This is a genomic window from Flavobacterium sp. (assembly GCF_052437795.1).
In the GTDB taxonomy this organism is placed as follows: domain Bacteria; phylum Bacteroidota; class Bacteroidia; order Flavobacteriales; family Flavobacteriaceae; genus Flavobacterium.
This window is the reverse complement of record NZ_JBQVPA010000006.1, coordinates 34,528-52,286: the sequence shown is the minus strand read 5'-3', so window position 1 is coordinate 52,286 and position 17,759 is coordinate 34,528. Positions and strand designations below refer to the sequence as shown.

The following is a 17,759-nucleotide window of genomic DNA, read 5'->3' as shown; positions in this document are numbered from 1 at the left end:
AATTATGGCTTTGGCTTTCCTAAGGCCGGAAAAAAGAATGACCCCGGCTTTCGCCTGAAATGCCTCCAGATGGACCTTGAAATGGGGCCAAGCTCGGAAAGCGGGATGGCACGCGAACGGAATGCCAGCCCCAATGAAAGCCCAAAGCTTACCAGGAAGTTCATCATGCCGATGATGCCTATTCCCACGACCCCCCATACTATCAGATCGGTCGCCACGTTCCAGTTGGCGCCGTAGAGCCCAAGTGCCAGATTTCCGGTAGCGAAAGTGATGTGGCGAACATCGATATCAAGTCCGAGGAATATTCCTATAGATGCCGTTGTACCCATGAACACGCCAAACCAGAAATTGGAGATTATGCCTGCCCATTTTTTTTCGTACAGCCCTGCCAGCTTTTTGGTTTTTACCCTGCCCAGGCTTTTTTTAAGCAGCGGGTGTTCCTGTATGCGGTAATACACATGCTCGTGCTTGTCGCGGTTGGCAACGCTTCCCGCAATAATGCCCGAAAGGAAAAGGTACACGCCCGCGATCCCGGCATGCAGCACCGCCAGTGAATGTATGGGGCTTTGATCGGTGACCAGGCGGTACCATTTGGTCAAGGCGAGGTTATAATGGAAAATAAGGTCGATGAGCCAAACGCAGAGCAGCGCCATGCCAAACGTGGCGAACACATTGCCCACAAAAGCAATGAATTGTGACCGGAATACGCGTGCAAAGAACTCGGCAAAAGCGCGGTGCTTTTCGTCCTCGCCAACCTGGCTCTTGCGACCACTTTCCAGCGCACGCACCAGTGCCGATGCGGTCATGGCAGGCTGCTTTGTTGCCAGTGTAAACCCAAGCACATAGATCGTGATGAAACCTATAGAATAATTTAGGCTGTAAAAGAAGGCATGTCCAAAAGCGCTGGTATCCATTTTTGAAAGGAAAGCCTTCACGATGCACAACATCCCTACGATCATGCCCCCTCCTGCCGAAGCCCAAAACATCCTGGCATATTCCCGCCGGTCTTTTGTTATGTAATGCTCGCCCGTGTCGGCAGTATGTTGGGTTACCTCGTAAGATAAAAGTTGAGTGCTTTCGTTAATGAGCTTGCGAACATTATTCTTATCGCAGTTGTAGGCAATGATATTCATCCCCAGGGTTATGGAATCTTTCGTAGATTCCTTTTCATCCTCAATGGCCAGGATCGGCAACAGTACCCCAAGCCTCTCCAGTTGTTGGCGGATGCGCAGCAGGCTTTGGTTCACCCTAATGGAGATACCATATTTTTCGCTGTTGCGAAAAGCCGCCCGCACATAGTCTTCGCACTGGTGAAGCAGTATGAGCATTTGCCTGTAGCCGATGTCATCGGGCGAAATATAATTACGGCTTTCCGCAAACAACTTTTCCGACAGCAATGCGAACTCTTTTTGAATGGCTAGGAACGGGCTTTCAAGCCCTTCATACTCCGGCACCATGTTTATTACTTCACTTTCCAGCGCGCGCCCTGCGATACGGTGCACCAGTACTTCCATGGCATACAGCAATTCGGACAACGGGCTTTTGGCTTCGGCCGAAACATAAAGCGAGCGGAACTTCATCAGTATATAAAATTCCTCTAATTGAGTATACGGAATAGAATTTAGCCAAACAGGGTCGGTCTTTTGGTAAAACACCTGGTTGAGCACATATTCAAGCGTGTCCTTTTGCGGCTGGTCGGGTATCAGCTTTGCAAAAAGGCGTTTCCTTACCTCCGACAGGAAAACGGCATCTGCCAATATCCCCGCGTCGGTAAGGATCCTGCTGAATCTTTTGTCCTTCAATATCCCTTTCAGGTAAAGCGAAAGTCCCGTACAGTAGCGCGGGTTATCCCTCAGCACTTGCAAAAGGCTTTCAATACTGGTCCCGCCCGTTCTCTTCAGGTCCTTTGGACGGAAAAGGTCAACAAGTTCGGCAAGGAGGTCTACCTCGTCGGCCTTGTACTCCCACAGGCTGTTCTCATCAAAATTCAATTTGAAGAATTCCTCAACTGTACTATTCGGTTTGGCCTTCCAGAATTTCATTGAAAAGTAAGGTTAGAACGTAAATTTACAAATCCAATCCAAATGCATTGCACGTTCGCCTTACTTTATACAAACGTTAGCATTTCAATAAATGGATTTCAAGCCCAATTCCGTACCTTGCCATTACAATTTACCATTACCATGATCGAGACCGAACGCAAGTTCCTCGTGCTTTCCGATGCCTTTAAGAAGGAAGCGCATACGCAAAAACGCATTACCCAGGGATACCTCAATTCGCACCCGGAACGCACGGTACGCATACGCGTTAAGGGCGATGCCGGTTACCTGACCATAAAGGGAAAAAGCAATAACTCCGGCACCAGCCGCATGGAGTGGGAAAAGGAAATATCGGTCGCAGATGCCGGACAGCTGCTGCCATTGTGCGAGAACGGCACGATCGATAAAGTACGCTATGAAGTTGATCGCGGAAAACACACGTTTGAAATAGATGAGTTCTTTGGCGAGAATACCGGACTCATCATTGCCGAAGTAGAACTTGCCGATGAGAACGAAGACTACGAAAGACCGGAATGGCTGGGTACCGAAGTTACAGGGGACGAACGCTATTATAACGCTTACCTGAGCAACCATCCATACAATACATGGAAGAAATAAAGCCATACGACCTCATTATAGTGGGCGGCGGGCCCATCGGCATGGCGTGCGGTGTTGCCGCGCAGCGCAAGGGCCTCAATTACCTCATCCTCGAAAAAGGCGCACTGGTCAACAGCCTCTTCAATTACCCGCTGTACATGACCTTTTTCTCGACCGCCGAAAGGCTTGAGATAGGAAATGTGCCCTTCAGCTGCATCGCACCAAAGCCCGGAAGGCAGGAGGCATTGGAATATTACCGCAATGTGCAACGGCTTTTCGACCTCAACATCAACCTGTTCGAAGCCGTTATATCGATCAATAAGCAGCAGTCGGGGCAATTCATAGTCCATTCGTCAAAAGGCTGGTACAGGGCTAAAAATGTGGTTATTGCCACGGGTTTTTATGACATTCCCATTACCATCGCTGTGCCTGGCGAAAACCTGCCGCACGTGCGCCATTATTACAAGGAAGCACATGAGTATGCATTTAGGAAAGTAGTAGTGATCGGGGCCAACAATTCGTCGGTAGATGCCGCCTTGGAATGCTACCGCAAAGGAGCAGATGTAACTATGGTGATCCGCAAGGGAGAGATCAACCCAAGGGTAAAATACTGGGTAAAGCCCGATGTGGAGAACCGCATTGCCGAGGGCACCATCAAGGCCTATTTCTATTCGTGGGTGACAGAGATACGGGAAGACGGAGTGGATATCTTCACACCCGACGGAAAAGTGACCCTTGAGGCCGACTTTGTGCTTGCCCTTACCGGATACCGCCCTGATATTGAGTTTTTTAAAAAATGCGGCATCGCAATAAGTGACGATGCGCTATGCACCCCGCAGTACGATCCAGAGACCATGGAGACCAACATACCGGGACTATATCTTGCCGGTGTGGTGTGTGGCGGCATGGAAACACACAAATGGTTTATTGAGAACTCAAGAGTGCACGCGGAGTTGATCATGACCAATATCATGGAATAGTTCCACAGTACATTCCCGTATTATCAAGTGAAGCTGATCCACATCCCTTACCAGGGCTGGGGAGAGCTTAAAACAAGCTAAGCTGTTCCCCTTTTGTACCATCAAATAAGTCCGTACGCAGACGGAATATCTCATCCTTGTCGTGCGAAAAATATTTTTGGCGGCCCACCCTAAAGGTAGTGTGTATCATCTCCGCGATATTCCCTTCGCCCGTGCGCCGCTTGTACACCTTCTTTTCACCCAGCTTGCCCCCGTGCATGGAGGCGATCTGGTGCAGCACCTTGTCTTTCCTGTCAGGATAATGTTGTTCCAGCCATTCTATGAATACAGGCTCAACCGTATCGTTTAACCGCACCAAAGTGTACCCAAAACTGTGCGCGCCTTTTTCGGCAATGGCCTTCAGCGTGGGAAGTATTTCCATGCTGTTTAGCCCCGGGATGATGGGTGCGACCATGATATTGACGGGTATGCCATTTTGCGAAAGCGTTTCTATCGCCTGCAATTTTGTATTGACGGATGATGTGCGTGGTTCGAGCACACGGCGCAGTTCTTCATTGGTGGTTGGAATGCTAAGGGAAACCGTTACCAATTTTTTTTCGGCAAGCTGTGTTAGGATGTCGAGGTCGCGGGTCACGAGGGCATTCTTGGTCAGGATGTTCACAGGGTGGCGGTAGTCCAGGAAAGTCTGCAATATCCTGCGTGTTATCTGAAGTTTGCGTTCAATGGGCTGGTAGCAGTCGGTATTGCCTGATAGCAATATCGATTCCGGTTTATATCCCCTCCTTTTGAAAAATCGCTCCAACAATTCCGGTGCATTTTTCTTGACCATTATTTTCCGCTCAAAATCGATGCCCGCGCTGTAGCCCCAGTATTCATGGGTAGGGCGGGCAAAGCAATAAGCACATCCGTGCTCACAGCCCTGGTAAGGGTTCATGGAATAGGCCATGGAGAGATCGGGGCTTTTTACCGGATTTACAATGGTTTTGGGGAATACCTCAATAAATTCGGTTTTGGCGATCTGCTCCTCATAGTCATCCTGGTAAATGCTGGCCTCATACCTGTTCTTTATAAAATGGTTGTGCACATTGCTTACCGCTCCCTGCCCCCTGATCTTTTCCGGTTTCATCGTTCCTTCACTTTGCGTAAAGGTAAAAATTACTATTAGATTATTTTCTTATATAATAGTAAAATTATCAACATAAAAAATCTGGCGAAGAAGAATAATTGCCTGGCCCTAAAATGAAACGCTTATGAATACCCCGAATATGAATTTACTGAGTTATTTCAAGCTTGTACCCTTTGCCGCGTATCACTAGAATATTAATATTGGGGTCAGGTTCCAGTTTCTTCCTGAGTTTTGAAATGAACATGTCCAGGCTACGGCCGACCACCACGCCTTCATCTTCCCATATTTCTTTTTGAAGGCGGCTTCGCTCTATTGCCTGGTTGGGAGACTGTGCAAAAATGAGCAACAGGCGGGTTTCTGTGCCGGTAAGGTCCGTGGTTGTTCCATTTATTACCAGCTTGCGATTCTTAGGGTCAAATGATGCGGCTCCTAAAGCCAGCACATCGGTATGTTGTGCTCCCGGCGAGGCTTTGCCGGGTTTGATCGACCTGAAGATCAGGAATCCCGCGAAAGCTAAAAACGGCAGGCTCCCCAAAAGATATCCATTCTTTGCTGTGTTGATACCCCCGGAACTAAATTTTACACTGATGGTATAACATCCTTTTGGCTGCAGCCTTCCCCTACAGGCTACAATGTCGTCCTTCTTATCTTTAGATATGGCATATCCGTAAACCACACCGGTGCTGCCGCAATTATGTACATTAACTACATAGTCGCTTGCCACGGGATCTTTGGCCAACACCCGGCCTGTGATATTTAGAAGTGTGTCCGGCATGAATGCGAACTCCTTTTCGAACGCTATCCGGTATTCGTTCCCGGCTATCTTCTCTACCGGAAGCACCCTGGATGTACTGTCGCCTGATCGCAGGAGCAATTCATGCCCAACTTTGCGAAGCAAAACCTCCCTCCTATCACCATTAAGATCATCGCCGCCGGACATACTGAAAGCCACGCAGGCGAATGCGATAAGCAAGAGTACCATCACAACGGGCATGGAGCGCCGCTTGCCGGAAAAGAGGTCTCGGACATCAAACATACTGTATGCGTTTTATTTACAAAGTTTACATTTTTATTTACAATCCATATCCCTCAAGCCCGAAAATATGAAGATAATTTTGCTGTACCAACTTTTCGCGGGTGATCATACTGGCCAATTGACCCCGCAATGATACAAAGGTCAGAATTCAGCATCCTGAAGACCGGCTTTGCTAACAACTATGTTTTAATTTAAAATTTTAAAAAATGAAAAGATCGATCGTATTTATTCCAGTCTTTGCCCTGGGGATGTTCTTAGTGAATTCCTTTGCCCAAAAAGCATCCCGAACGGAAGAAACAATAAGCTATGCCACCAAAGCGAAGAGTAAAAACCCCGGTGCTGCCAACATCATATTAAGATCTCCCGACGGTGGGAAGACATGGCAGGACATTAGCGGGACAATGCCAACAGCTGAACAGCCTGTCAGTTTTTTCGTGGGAGGAACGGACATGTACCTGCATGTAAATAATGCCATGTACCATAGTAAAAGCGATCTTATTACCCCTGTTTGGAAAAAAACAGATGTACCAGAACTGAAAGGTGCCTATTCATCACCCCCTACTTCCATTGCCTTCAGCCGCTCAGGGATAGTGGCATACAACTATAACGGGCAAATGTATCAAAAGGCGCCCACCACGGAAGCCTGGCATCCGGTGCATACAAATTTCAAAAAATATTCGATGCGCTCTGTTTTTGAAACATCCGACGGAACGCTGCTGGCCGGTTATGACAGTTATGGGCTTTACAGATCGGTCGACGATGGAAAGAACTGGAAAAAGGTGTATGAGAATGGACTGGTAACCGATATCACAGAGTCTGGCGGGGTGATCCTTGCAGCAGGCAGTGGCGGCATCCTGCGATCAGTAGATAACGGAGAACACTGGCAAGTGGTGGTCAGCGAAGGCGGCGTGGGCATAGCTGTAGAGAACATCAGGGAAGGGTTTGCCGCCATAGCCTATAACACCGCGACCGGTTCGAGAATGGTCCTTATTTCGCAGGACTACGGAAAAACATGGCAGTCCATTGAAAAAGGTTTGCCTCCGTGTTCGTCTATCTCGTCGATAATTCAAATGGGCAGCTACTTGGTATGCGGCCATCCCGATGGCATATTCCTCTCAGCAGATATGGGTAAAACGTGGAGCAGGGTTCATCCCGGCATTAAAGAAGGCGTATTCACGATATATGCCGCCAGTAATGCATTGTATGCCGTGGCAGGTAATACGGGATGTTAGTCCAAGACCACAAGCTTCAAAGGGGTTTGTATAATACAAAGGCAAAACCGCCCGGTACATTGCTGCAACGGGCGGTCTACATAAAACAAACAATTAATTCTAAAATAATCGGAAAGTTCCCAATTATGCTGTTAGCGCCATCCGCCCCCCAGGGCTTTGTATATATTAATGATGGCGAGGTATTGCTGGTACCGGTTGTCGATAAGCTGAAGTTCGCTGTTCAGGGCATTGTCCTTGGCGGTAAGCACCTCAAGGTAGTTGGCAAGGCCGTAGGTAAGCAACTCATCGGAATAATCTGCCGCCTTGGTTAAGGCATCTACCTGTTTTTCCCTTATCGAGATCTTACGTGTCTCATTATTGTAGTCGGCAAGCGCATCATTCACTTCCTTACTTGCATTTACGAGTGCCTGCTCAAACCTCACATAGGCTTGCTCCTGCTGTGCTTTTGCGATCTCATGGCGTGTACGGATCTGCCTTCCATTGAATATGGGTGCCGTAAGCCCTGATACGATGTTCGCGAAAAGTGAGTTGGTACTGAACCAGTCCTTCAGCTCAATACTCTGTAAACCACCCGTACCGGTTATCCTGAATTGCGGGTAAAAGTTGGCGCGGGCTACATTGGTCAGCTCAAATGCATTGACAAAACCAAATTCGGCAGCTACAACATCAGGCCTGTTCCTGAGGAGTTGTGTAGAAAGCCCAAGCTTTATCTCAGGGTTCAGTTCCTGCATATCAAATGTGCTTCGCTCTACTTTGCGTGCCGGTTCGCCCATCTGTATGCTCAGGGCATTTTCTAAAAGTACGATGCCGTTCCTCAGGTCTTCAATAATAAGCTCAGTGGCATATTTCTGCGCTTCGGTCTGCTTCACGCCTACCTCGGTCACATTGCCCGCATCCTTCAATGCTATAATGGCCTCTACGCTTTGGTTACGGTTTACCAGGGTCGACTCGGCCACCTTCAGCTGCGCGTCCAGCGAAAGCAGTTGGTAGTACAGTGCCGCAATATTAGTAATTACCTGCGTTTTCACAGCCTGGTTGGCGGCAATGGTCTGCATGTAGGCTGCGGCAAAAGCTCTTTTGTTACTGCGTATCTTTCCCCATATATCGGCTTCCCAGCCCAATGTTGCAGTAAGCTGGTACTGGTCTACATTGGTCGCTCCGCCACTTTGGCTGATGATGCGCCCAAACTGCGTGTTCTTCGACAGTTCCTGGTGCGTCCAGTCGGCACCCAGGCTAAGGGTAGGAAAATAGCCTGCCTTGCCCTGCTTCAGGCTTGCTTCGGCAGCTATAATATTCTGCATCGCGATCCTGATGTCAAAGTTATTCTGCAGGCCTTTTTTAATGTGCCCCTGCAATACGGGGTCGGTAAAGATCTTGTCCCATGACACGTCCGCCACCGATGTGGTATCGTTAGATACTATTTCTGTACGGTACAGGTTCTCGGCCTTTATGTCGGGCTTCCTGTATTCCTTTGCCGCAAAACACGATTGCAACAGCAGCCCGCCTAAGGACATGATCAATATTCTATATATTGTGCGTTTCATTTTTTTCGGTTTTCTCGCTGAGTTAATTTAACCACATAGGCACATAGGTTTAATTTGTTCGCAGTAGTTTCAAATTAGCGGCACAAAGGCTGAAGCTTGCTCCAGCTGTGTGAGCTCATGTTGATCTCCTGTTCCTTTGACTATAGATCCTATGTTCCTATGTGGTTAAAATATTTTAGACAGTTGATTATTCTTCAGTGTTTTCGTGTGCTGCTTCCCGGGCTACGCGCTTTGCTGTCATTTTTTCCTGCAGGCTTTGGAATATTACGAACAGTACCGGGACAACAAATACCCCGAACAGCGTTCCTATAAGCATCCCGCCCACAGCGCCCATACCTATCGAGCGGTTACCTACAGCACCCACACCTCCGGCGAACGCCAATGGCATCAATCCAAAGATGAATGCGAACGATGTCATGAGGATAGGCCTCAAACGTGCCCTTGCACCTTCGATAGCAGCTTCCATGAGCTCCATACCGTGCTTACGCCGCTGTATGGCAAATTCTACGATAAGGATGGCATTTTTCGCCAAAAGTCCAATGAGCATGATGAGCGCCACCTGGAAGTAGATGTTATTCTCCAGTCCCGCCAGCTTCACGAAACCTATCGCCCCGGCAATACCTACCGGCAGCGACAACAGTACTGCCAGTGGCACCACATAACTTTCGTACTGTGCGCTTAGCAGGAAGTACACGAATACAAGGCTCAGCAGGAACACGCCTATCGCCTGGTTGCCCGCTATGATCTCCTCACGTGTCATCCCCGAGAATTCGTAGGTATAGGATTTCGGCAAATGCTGGGCTGCGACCTCTTCGATGGCCTTGATGGCATCGCCCGAGCTGAAGCCCGGCTTCGACTTACCGTTCACGTTCACCGCCTTAAGCATATTGAAACGCGATACGGCTTCCGGTCCATAAATCTTCTTAAAATCGATGAACTGGCTTATCGCGACCATTTTACCTTCGGCATTGCGTACGTAGATGCTGTTGATGGATCTTTCTGTAGCCCGTGCTTCAGGCTTGGCCTGTATCATCACGCGGAACTGCTTACCGAATCGGTTAAAGTCAGTAGTGTATAATCCGCCATAATAGCCCTGCATGGTGTTGAAAATGTCGCTTACCGATACGCCCGCATCCTTCGCCCTTTCCACATTAATGTCCATCTGGTACTGCGGGAATCCCGGGTTAAAGTTGGTAATGGCATACTGTATCTCCGGACGCTGCATCAGCGCGCCAAGGAACTCATTGCTCACCTTGCTCACAGTTGCCCAGTCGTCATCGCCCTTATCCTGTATCTTGAACTCGAAACCGTCTGCCGTACCGAAGCCCTGCACCGATGGCGGCGTGAAGAAGAGTATCTTGGCATCCTTAATGCCTGCGGTACGCCCAAAAAGTTCACCTACCACGGCATCCACATGCTGGTTGGCCTCTTTACGGTCCTTCCAGTCCTTCAGCTTCATGATGGTAAAAGCATACGAACCACCATTGACCCTGTTAAGGAGGCTAAAGCCAACTACGCTCATCCTGGCCTCAACGATAGGCATCGAAACGATTATCGAGTCAAGCTGGTTTACAGCTTCCTGCGTTTTCTCAAGTGTCGTACCCGGAGGCATGGTCAGGTCGACCATGATGATACCCCTATCCTCATTCGGGATGAACCCTGCCGGCGTAGTGCTGAACAGCAGCCATGTGATCCCCGTGAATACCAGCAAGGCAATAACGGTTATCCATTTTTTCCTGCCGAGGAATTTCAATGAGCTTGTATATTTATTGTTCATCGAATCGAAACCGGCGTTGAAGGCGGTAAAGAAACGGTCTTTCAGGTTCTTCTTTTTATGCTCCCCTTCATGCTCATGGTCGTGGGGCTTGAGCAACAATGCACAAAGTGCAGGGGAAAGCGTTAAGGCATTTACCGCTGAGATAAGGATGGCTACCGCAAGGGTAATGGCGAACTGCTGGTAGAACACACCCGACGGCCCCTGAAGGAACGACACCGGAATGAACACCGCCGCCATAACCAATGTTATCGAAACGATGGCACCCGTGATCTCGCTCATGGCAGATAGTGTTGCCTTGCGGGGCGAGCGTTCGCCCTCGTCCAGTTTGGCGTGTACGGCCTCGACGACTACGATGGCATCATCCACCACGATACCAATGGCCAGCACCAATGCGAACAGCGTAAGCAGGTTGATGGAGAAGCCAAAGATGTTGAGGAAGAAGAACGTACCTACAATCGCCACCGGAACCGCGATGGCAGGGATGAGCGTGGAACGCAGGTCCTGCAGGAACAGGAACACCACGATGAATACCAGTACGAAGGCCTCGATCAGCGTAGAGACCACTTTTTCTATCGAAGCATCAAGGAACGATTTGGTATTGAACGGTATTACGTAGTCAATGCCTTCAGGGAAGCTTGATTTGCTTTCCTCCATGATAGTCATCACTTCTTTGATGATGTCGTTGGCATTGGAACCCGATGCCTGGAATATACCCATAGCCACACCGTTGTTGCCCATACCGAAGTTCTTCTGCGCGTAGTTGAAAGCGCCCAGCTCAATATTGGCAACATCCTTCAGCTTAAGGAAATTCCCATTGCCTGTAGATTTGATAACGATGTTCTCGTATTCCTCCACTTTAGAAAGGCGGCCTTTGTATTTTATCACATATTCGTAAACGCCTTCGGCATTCTCCCCGAATTTACCCGGGGCAGCCTCTACGTTCTGTTCCTGCAACGCGGCTTGTATGTCTTTTGGGGCAATGTTATAAGCGGCCATTTTTTCGGGGTCGATCCATATACGCATCGAGTAGTCCTTACCGCCAAATACGTTCACCTGGCCAACACCCTTAACCCTTTGCAGTTTCGGCACAAGGTTGATCTTGGCGAAGTTCTGCACGAAGGTCCCGTCATAATCCTTGTTGGTCGAATATAGCGACAGGAACATCAGCGCGCTGGTCTGGCTCTTTACGGTAGTTACACCTGTTTGTACAACAGCAGCTGGGAGCTTGCTCGTGGCACGCGACACACGGTTCTGCACGTTTACCGCGGCAATGTCGGGGTTAACGCCCAATTCGAAAAATACGCTAATTGTGGCAGTACCGTCGTTGGCAGCGGTAGAGGTCATGTAGGTCATGTTCTCCACCCCGTTGATCTCTTCTTCCAGCGGAATTACCACGGAGTTAAGTACGGTGGTAGCATTGGCCCCGGTATATGTCGCGGTGACCTGTACGGTTGGCGGGGCGATCTCAGGGTACTGCTCCACCGGCAGCGACATGAGGCCCAGTACACCCAATATGGTTATCAATATCGAAATTACGGTACTCAGTACCGGCCTTTCTATAAATACTTTTAGCATCTCAGGTTATTTCTTTGTAACGGTTGTTGTTTTGGTTTCGGTCTTGCTCGTGGCAAGGGTATCGGCTTTAGGGGCCGGAGCATCTTCGGCTTTAGCCGGCTGCGGTACTATCGCCATGCCATCCTTCAGCTTCGATGCGCCTTCGGTCACGATGGTCTCGCCCACTTCAAGGCCTTCGCTTACAATGTAATTAAGCCCCGCCGTGCCTTTGGTCGTAATGATCTTAGACTTCACGGTATTATCTTTGTTCACCACATAGATCATCTGCTTGCCCTGCATATCGAACACGGCCATCTGGGGCACCAGTATCACATCCTTCTGTTCGATCGGTATGCGTACTATACCCTTGCTTCCACTCCTCAATATCGCCTGTGGGTTTGGGAAATCTGCCCTGAACTGCGAAGTACCGGTAGCTTCATCAGCCAGTCCGTTCACCGTTTGCAGCCTGCCTTTTTGCTCATACTCGCTGCCGTCAACCAAGAGCAGGCTTACAGCCGGGGCATTCTTCAGTTTTTCCTGAAGGGTGGCACCGTTAAACCTCCTGCTGAAATCGATAAGCTGCTTTTCGTTCATCGAAAAATAAGCACGCATCCCTTTAGTGTCAGACACTGTTGTCAGCGGCTGTTCGTTGGTGGCGCTTACCAGGCTTCCTTCTTTATACGGAAGGCTCCCTATAACGCCGTTTACCGGAGATGTTATGGTGCCAAAGCCAATGTTGGCAGCAACACCGCTGTAGGCTGCTTTGGCCTGTGCCAGCCTTGCTTTTGCGGTTTCCAGCTGTACGCTGGAAATTATCTTGCGGTCCACCAGCGGCTTCAGCCTGTCAACCTCTACCTGTGCGGCAGTGACATTGGCTTTTGCGGCAGCAGCATCCTGGTTCAGGGTTTGGGTTTCCAGCTTAAAGAGCAGCTGGCCCTTGCGTACCTGTTGGCCTTCGTCTACATATATCTTCTGGATGAACCCGTTCACTTTCGGACGTATCTCTACATTTTGCTGCCCTTCGAGGTTGGCGGTATATTCTTCAAACACCAGTGCGTCCTGCTTAACTATCGCCTGTACCGGGAACGGCATTGGCGGTGGGGCAGCCTGTGCGGCCTGGTCTTCTTTTTTGCCGCACGATATTATCATGAGTAAGGCGGCCAACGCGCCTGCTAAGGATCTTTTTTTCATGGGGTAACTATTTGTTTTTTGGATTGATGATCATTTGTTATTGTTCTCTATTTCTTTAAACTTGTTGATGGTATTGGTAAGCAGCTCCTCCATCTGTAAAATGTGCTCTTTATACGCCTTCGTTTTCTCAAGGTCCCCTTTTTCGGCTACGCACATCGCAGTCTTTTCGCGGTAGGCCAGCATACGGTCCACTATCATTTTTTCAAACTCGATCATCTTCATGTAATTGCTAAAGCGCTCGCTGAAGGGAGATGGCTTAAAATATTTTTTACGGTCGCCCGGCAGTGTGTAGTAGGTGATCTTTCCGAGGCTAAGCAGCAGGTTCACATTCGTTGACACCGAACTCTTACTTGCGGCCATTCTTTCTACAAGGTCTTCAAAGGTTATCCCCTTTCCGCAGGCATCTAATATGATGGTGGCAAAAATACGTGCCCCAAGGGGCGGCATATGGTGAAACTTTTCGAAATGGATGCCAAACATCTCTATCAACTCTTCCTTCTCTTTCTGGGTGTCGGACATTTATTAAAAATTTTTGGCAAAGATAAAACTTAGTTCGTTACGAGCCGAACCAACCGAACTGAAATTTGCGTTAAAAATTTGTTAAGAAAAAGATGATGCTTTTTAATTCGATGTAAGATCGAAAGGCGATCTTGGTACCAGCGAGCCCGAAAGGGCTGGCAGAAGCGGGGAGAACTTTGCAACAGGAAGAGTAGTCTTAAAAAAAATACTTACGTTTATACCGCAAAAAAACCAAATGTTCTCACTTCTATACAATGGAGCTTAGTGTCGGTGGCAACGAAAAATTAGGCATATAAAAGTATTTGGCAAAAAATTATTGATCATGAAGTTTAAAACTTATCAATTTATGAAGAAGATATTTATCTTACTACTTATTTCTTTCACGGCGTGTACATCAAAAGAAGAAATTTACACACAAAAAGAAAAAGAGACCCTTAGGAGGGAAAATTTAAAGGCTCAAGCTCTAAAAAGTGGTGATGATTTCATGTATGGAAGCTATCTTGAATCTGCACAAAATGCAGATATAAAATATGAACAACTATCTGTATCACTTATTATGAACCATAAGTTCGATAATCAGCGATCATATTATGAAATTTATAGATCTATGGTTGAATTAAATAATAATTTTAAGTATGAAATAAGAAAGTTGGCTAATTTAAATGCACCTGATAAAGAATTTGCTATGTCATACCTAGTTAAGGGCGCCAAAAAAAATGATATTGATTGCCAAGCTGAATTAGAAAAAATTTACCGAAATGGCTATGGCGTAAAGATCGATCTAAAACGATCAGATAGTTTGTATAGCTTATTAGAAAAAAATGAAGGGATAGGTCACTTTTATGTCAGGCATAAACACAATAAGTCCAAGGTCGACGAGATAGGTGGTTAAACACTCCAACCATTACAGCCTTTGTCTACTTACATCGAATCAGATCACTTCGCTATCTCCAGCGTAACCTTTAAATTCCCATGGTTTTTATTGTCAGTAATGTCCATAAAAGCTTTTTTGGAAAGGTCGATATCCTTTCCTGCAGAGAATGGACCACGGTCGTTGATAATCACAACGACTGATCTGCCATTGGCTTTGTTGGTCACTTTTACTTTCGTGCCAAAGGCTAGTTTCTTGTGTGCTGCGGTATATTTGCTGTTACTGAATTTCTCGCCGCTTGCTGTTTTATTGCCGTTGAACTTATCGGCATAATAGCAGGCAACGGCATTTTTATCATATATGCCAAATGCACCTTTAGACGATGAACATCCAACAGCAATGACTGTAAAAATAAGCAGTACGGCGATCCTTTTGGCCATAGGGGATTATTTTTCCTTATCGATGATCTCCATTTTCACTTTGAACGAGCCGCATCCTTTGTTTGATGCGATCTCCATAAAGGCGGTCTTGGTAAGGTCGATCTCGAGTTTTTTGCTGAAAGGCCCACGGTCATTCACCTTAACATCTACGAACTTACCGTTTGATTCGTTGGTAACGCGCACCATGGTCCCGAAAGGGAGCTTCATGTGGGCAGCAGTATAGTGCTTGTTGTGGAAACGTTCGCCACTGCTGGTTTTCCTGCCATTGAACTTGTCGGCATAGTAAGTAGCCAACGCGCTCTTTTTATACAGGGTAAGCTTTGGGGTTTCCGGTTTTTCGGCAACAGCCGCTTCGGTCGTATCTGCCACAGTAATGGCAGCAACAGGTTTTTCAATTTTTCTTACGGCAACAGTTTCAGTAGTTGCGAAGCCAGTTATTATTATAAATAATAAAGCGGCACTGAAAATAAGACTACTATTCTTCATAATAAGTTTATTTTGGTCCTTTATTAAACAAATAATATGCCACGGATAAAAAAAGCCCACTGAGGGCTTCGTAGGGTTAGCTTAATCGAACCATTGTCCGTATGGTATCCTGCTTAAAAGCAGCACTAATCCTATAGCATATAATATTCCGATACTCTTGAATTTTTTAGCAGATTCCTCTGTCTTTTTGTGCTTCGACCATCCTATCGTGATAAGGGTAATCGCTATCAGGTTTACAAGCGGGTGCTCTACAATCAGCAAACGCAGGCTACTGTCTTTCATCACTGTTCCCATACCGGCAGATCTGGCGATAGCCATTGCGGGGGAAACAAAGATCAATACTAGTCCTATTACAAATTGTACGTGCGTGAATACCATGGCGATCATGGATATCTGCCTGTCTTTTGGTGTAAAAGCCCTCTTGGATGAAAGGCCCGAAAAGGCATTAAGGATGGCAATGACCAGCAATACTAAAACCGCGTATGCCCAATAAGAATGGAGGCCCAAAACACCTTCGTACATAGTTTTTCTAATTTTTAGGAAAAGCAAATATAACACATTACGTACGAAAGTCAACCCAAAATCCCCTGTTAATTAGTTGTTAACAGAGGATTATTGGCTGTGTGTAAGATGTTTAATGCTCGAATTTAACTTCAAACCATAAACAAAAATCCCTGTGATCGCAATGAACCACAGGGATTTTTAAAAGTCTGTGCGGGCTAAATTATTTACCTAAAAAAGTTTTCAACAATAGCGTCGTTGAACCGTCATGCTGTTTTACTTCCCCGGTGTTTATCTCGTCGAGGATAGAGTTAGCTAATTGCTTCCCAAGTTCCACGCCCCACTGGTCATAGCTAAAAATATTCCAAATAACGCCCTGTACGAATATCTTGTGCTCATACAAAGCTACTAGCGCACCAAGCGTCTTTGGTGTAAGCTTTTTGATGAGGAATGTATTGGTCGGCTTGTTGCCTGCGAATACTTTGAACGGAAGCAAATAAGCCGCTTTGTCACCCGTTACGCCCTGTTTTTCAAACTCGTCTTTTACCTGAGTTTCGGTTTTGCCGTTAAGCAATGCCTCGGTCTGGGCAAAGAAGTTCGACATCAGCTTATCATGATGGTCTTTGTTGCCGTGAAGCGGTTCAATGAACCCAATAAAATCCGTCGGGATAAGTTTGGTCCCCTGATGGATCAATTGGAAAAAGGCATGCTGCGAATTGGTACCCGGCTCACCCCAGATGATGGTCCCCGTTTGGTAATTCACCGGATCCCCGTCGCGGCCAACGCTCTTGCCGTTACTCTCCATAATACCCTGTTGCAGGTAGGGAGCCAGCTTTTCAAGGTATTGGGTATACGGTATCAGCGCTTCACTTTCGGCACCGAAGAAATTGTTGTACCAAATGCTAAGCAATGCCAGCACCACAGGGAGGTTCTTATCATGATCGGCCGTACGGAAATGCTCATCCATTTCGTTGGCGCCCTTCAGCAGGTCGTCAAAATTATCAAAGCCTACCGCCAGCGCAATTGTCAGGCCCACCGCGCTCCATAGCGAGAAACGCCCGCCAACCCAGTCCCACATCGGGAAGATATTAGCTTCGGCAATGCCAAATTCCGTTACCTTTTTGATGTTGGTCGATACGGCCACAAAATGCTTCGCCACATCTTCCTGCTTCGCCGACTTAAGGAACCATCCCCTTGCGGTTTCAGCATTGGTAAGTGTTTCCTGTGTGGTAAATGTTTTAGACGCCACTACAAAAAGCGTGGTTTCAGGATCAAGGCCCTTAAGGCTTTCCATTACGTGATCGCCATCTACGTTAGATATGAAGCGCACATTCAGGTGGTTCTTATAAAATTTCAGCGACTCCACCACCATGGCAGGCCCAAGGTCTGAACCGCCGATACCAATGTTCACTACATCGGTAAAAGCCTTGCCTGTGTAGCCTTTCCTGCTCCCGCTTATGACCTCTTCGCAAAACTGCTTTAGCTTGCTTTTAACCGCATATATTTCGGGAAGCACATTCACGCCGTCCACCTTCACATCGGCGCTCTCAGGCGCGCGTAATGCTGTATGCAGCACTGCCCTTCCCTCAGTTCGGTTTATGGCCTCTCCGCCAAAGTAGCTTTGTATGGCACCGGAAAGGCCTACTTCCTTAGCAAGGTTTTGCAGAAGCGAAATTGTTTTTTCGTTGATGATATTTTTAGAATAATCCACCAGGAAGTCTTCCCATTGTATGTGGAATTTTTCTGCCCTGCCGTTGTCTGCCGCGAACATTTCCGGCATTGAGGCGTGCTGCATTTCGTCAAAATGCGCGCGCAATCCCTGCCATGCGGCGGTACCGGACGGATCAATGTTTTGTAGTGCCATGT

General features: G+C 47.5%; 15 protein-coding genes. 4 read left to right on the top strand and 11 right to left on the bottom strand.

Translation table 11 applies throughout. The features are described 5' to 3' along the window. Nucleotides 1–2: 2 nt before the first annotated feature. The gene (locus ACT6R0_RS17000; RefSeq protein ID WP_444655033.1) at nt 3–2,042 is read right to left on the bottom strand and encodes a recombinase; all 2,040 of its coding nucleotides are present in this window, start codon (nt 2,040–2,042) and stop codon (nt 3–5) included. 141 nt (nt 2,043–2,183) lie between these two features. Here ACT6R0_RS17000 and ACT6R0_RS16995 point away from each other — a divergent pair, with 141 nt between their 5' ends. Next, nucleotides 2,184–2,657 carry a CYTH domain-containing protein gene (locus ACT6R0_RS16995; RefSeq protein ID WP_444655164.1) on the top strand — a complete coding sequence of 158 codons (474 nt, stop codon included), beginning with the start codon at nt 2,184–2,186 and terminating at the stop codon, nt 2,655–2,657. Beyond that, a complete protein-coding gene (locus ACT6R0_RS16990) occupies nt 2,645–3,616 on the top strand; it encodes a YpdA family putative bacillithiol disulfide reductase (RefSeq protein ID WP_444655031.1) in 972 nt (323 codons plus the stop codon). Before ACT6R0_RS16995 ends, ACT6R0_RS16990 begins: the two co-directional genes overlap by 13 nt. 67 nt (nt 3,617–3,683) lie before the next feature. Here ACT6R0_RS16990 and ACT6R0_RS16985 read toward each other — a convergent pair whose 3' ends face one another. Next, a complete protein-coding gene (locus ACT6R0_RS16985; RefSeq protein ID WP_444655030.1) occupies nt 3,684–4,742 on the bottom strand; it encodes a PA0069 family radical SAM protein in 1,059 nt (352 codons plus the stop codon). A 145-nt stretch (nt 4,743–4,887) separates the two neighbouring features. Next, nucleotides 4,888–5,778, bottom strand: a complete 891-nt coding sequence (locus ACT6R0_RS16980) for a winged helix-turn-helix domain-containing protein (protein ID WP_444655029.1) — start codon at nt 5,776–5,778, stop codon at nt 4,888–4,890. A 206-nt stretch (nt 5,779–5,984) separates the two neighbouring features. On the opposite strand from ACT6R0_RS16980, the gene ACT6R0_RS16975 reads away from it, so the two are divergent. Next, on the top strand, nt 5,985–7,010 hold the full coding sequence (locus ACT6R0_RS16975) for a hypothetical protein (protein WP_444655028.1): 1,026 nt from the start codon (nt 5,985–5,987) through the stop codon (nt 7,008–7,010). A gap of 131 nt (nt 7,011–7,141) precedes the next feature. On the opposite strand, the gene ACT6R0_RS16970 is transcribed toward ACT6R0_RS16975, so the two are convergent. The 4 genes from ACT6R0_RS16970 to ACT6R0_RS16955 all read right to left on the bottom strand — a co-directional run bounded on the left by ACT6R0_RS16970 (nt 7,142) and on the right by ACT6R0_RS16955 (nt 13,595). Continuing rightward, nucleotides 7,142–8,554 (bottom strand): efflux transporter outer membrane subunit, encoded by a 1,413-nt coding sequence (locus tag ACT6R0_RS16970; RefSeq protein WP_444655027.1) that lies wholly within the window; start codon nt 8,552–8,554, stop codon nt 7,142–7,144. A gap of 187 nt (nt 8,555–8,741) precedes the next feature. After that, on the bottom strand, nt 8,742–11,906 hold the full coding sequence (locus ACT6R0_RS16965; protein ID WP_444655025.1) for an efflux RND transporter permease subunit: 3,165 nt from the start codon (nt 11,904–11,906) through the stop codon (nt 8,742–8,744). 6 nt (nt 11,907–11,912) lie between these two features. Then, entirely contained in the window at nt 11,913–13,076 is a 1,164-nt protein-coding gene (locus ACT6R0_RS16960; RefSeq protein WP_444655024.1) for an efflux RND transporter periplasmic adaptor subunit, read from the bottom strand. Nucleotides 13,077–13,106: 30 nt separating this feature from the next. Next, complete coding sequence (locus tag ACT6R0_RS16955; RefSeq protein ID WP_444655023.1) at nt 13,107–13,595, bottom strand: GbsR/MarR family transcriptional regulator; 489 nt, start codon at nt 13,593–13,595, stop codon at nt 13,107–13,109. Nucleotides 13,596–13,941: 346 nt separating this feature from the next. On the opposite strand from ACT6R0_RS16955, the gene ACT6R0_RS16950 reads away from it, so the two are divergent. Further along, on the top strand, nt 13,942–14,487 hold the full coding sequence (locus ACT6R0_RS16950) for a hypothetical protein (RefSeq protein WP_444655022.1): 546 nt from the start codon (nt 13,942–13,944) through the stop codon (nt 14,485–14,487). A gap of 44 nt (nt 14,488–14,531) precedes the next feature. On the opposite strand, the gene ACT6R0_RS16945 is transcribed toward ACT6R0_RS16950, so the two are convergent. From ACT6R0_RS16945 to pgi, 4 genes are all read right to left on the bottom strand, one after another. Continuing rightward, nucleotides 14,532–14,906, bottom strand: coding sequence for a septal ring lytic transglycosylase RlpA family protein (locus ACT6R0_RS16945; RefSeq protein ID WP_444655020.1), 375 nt, complete (start codon nt 14,904–14,906; stop codon nt 14,532–14,534). 6 nt (nt 14,907–14,912) lie between these two features. After that, nucleotides 14,913–15,392 carry a septal ring lytic transglycosylase RlpA family protein gene (locus ACT6R0_RS16940; RefSeq protein WP_444655019.1) on the bottom strand — a complete coding sequence of 160 codons (480 nt, stop codon included), beginning with the start codon at nt 15,390–15,392 and terminating at the stop codon, nt 14,913–14,915. 81 nt (nt 15,393–15,473) lie between these two features. After that, nucleotides 15,474–15,914 (bottom strand): hypothetical protein, encoded by a 441-nt coding sequence (locus ACT6R0_RS16935; RefSeq protein WP_444655017.1) that lies wholly within the window; start codon nt 15,912–15,914, stop codon nt 15,474–15,476. 202 nt (nt 15,915–16,116) lie between these two features. Further along, on the bottom strand, nt 16,117–17,757 hold the full coding sequence (gene pgi / locus ACT6R0_RS16930; protein ID WP_444655016.1) for a glucose-6-phosphate isomerase: 1,641 nt from the start codon (nt 17,755–17,757) through the stop codon (nt 16,117–16,119). Nucleotides 17,758–17,759: the final 2 nt, after the last annotated feature.

Bases quoted from the DNA above. Each gene is read 5' to 3' on its own strand.
- ACT6R0_RS17000 (WP_444655033.1), bottom strand. From the start codon at position 2,042: ATGAAATTCTGGAAGGCCAAACCGAATAGTACAGTTGAGGAATTCTTC.
- ACT6R0_RS16995 (WP_444655164.1), top strand. From the start codon at position 2,184: ATGATCGAGACCGAACGCAAGTTCCTCGTGCTTTCCGATGCCTTTAAG.
- ACT6R0_RS16990 (WP_444655031.1), top strand. From the start codon at position 2,645: ATGGAAGAAATAAAGCCATACGACCTCATTATAGTGGGCGGCGGGCCC.
- ACT6R0_RS16985 (WP_444655030.1), bottom strand. From the start codon at position 4,742: ATGAAACCGGAAAAGATCAGGGGGCAGGGAGCGGTAAGCAATGTGCAC.
- ACT6R0_RS16980 (WP_444655029.1), bottom strand. From the start codon at position 5,778: ATGTTTGATGTCCGAGACCTCTTTTCCGGCAAGCGGCGCTCCATGCCC.
- ACT6R0_RS16975 (WP_444655028.1), top strand. From the start codon at position 5,985: ATGAAAAGATCGATCGTATTTATTCCAGTCTTTGCCCTGGGGATGTTC.
- ACT6R0_RS16970 (WP_444655027.1), bottom strand. From the start codon at position 8,554: ATGAAACGCACAATATATAGAATATTGATCATGTCCTTAGGCGGGCTG.
- ACT6R0_RS16965 (WP_444655025.1), bottom strand. From the start codon at position 11,906: ATGCTAAAAGTATTTATAGAAAGGCCGGTACTGAGTACCGTAATTTCG.
- ACT6R0_RS16960 (WP_444655024.1), bottom strand. From the start codon at position 13,076: ATGAAAAAAAGATCCTTAGCAGGCGCGTTGGCCGCCTTACTCATGATA.
- ACT6R0_RS16955 (WP_444655023.1), bottom strand. From the start codon at position 13,595: ATGTCCGACACCCAGAAAGAGAAGGAAGAGTTGATAGAGATGTTTGGC.
- ACT6R0_RS16950 (WP_444655022.1), top strand. From the start codon at position 13,942: ATGAAGAAGATATTTATCTTACTACTTATTTCTTTCACGGCGTGTACA.
- ACT6R0_RS16945 (WP_444655020.1), bottom strand. From the start codon at position 14,906: ATGGCCAAAAGGATCGCCGTACTGCTTATTTTTACAGTCATTGCTGTT.
- ACT6R0_RS16940 (WP_444655019.1), bottom strand. From the start codon at position 15,392: ATGAAGAATAGTAGTCTTATTTTCAGTGCCGCTTTATTATTTATAATA.
- ACT6R0_RS16935 (WP_444655017.1), bottom strand. From the start codon at position 15,914: ATGTACGAAGGTGTTTTGGGCCTCCATTCTTATTGGGCATACGCGGTT.
- pgi (WP_444655016.1), bottom strand. From the start codon at position 17,757: ATGGCACTACAAAACATTGATCCGTCCGGTACCGCCGCATGGCAGGGA.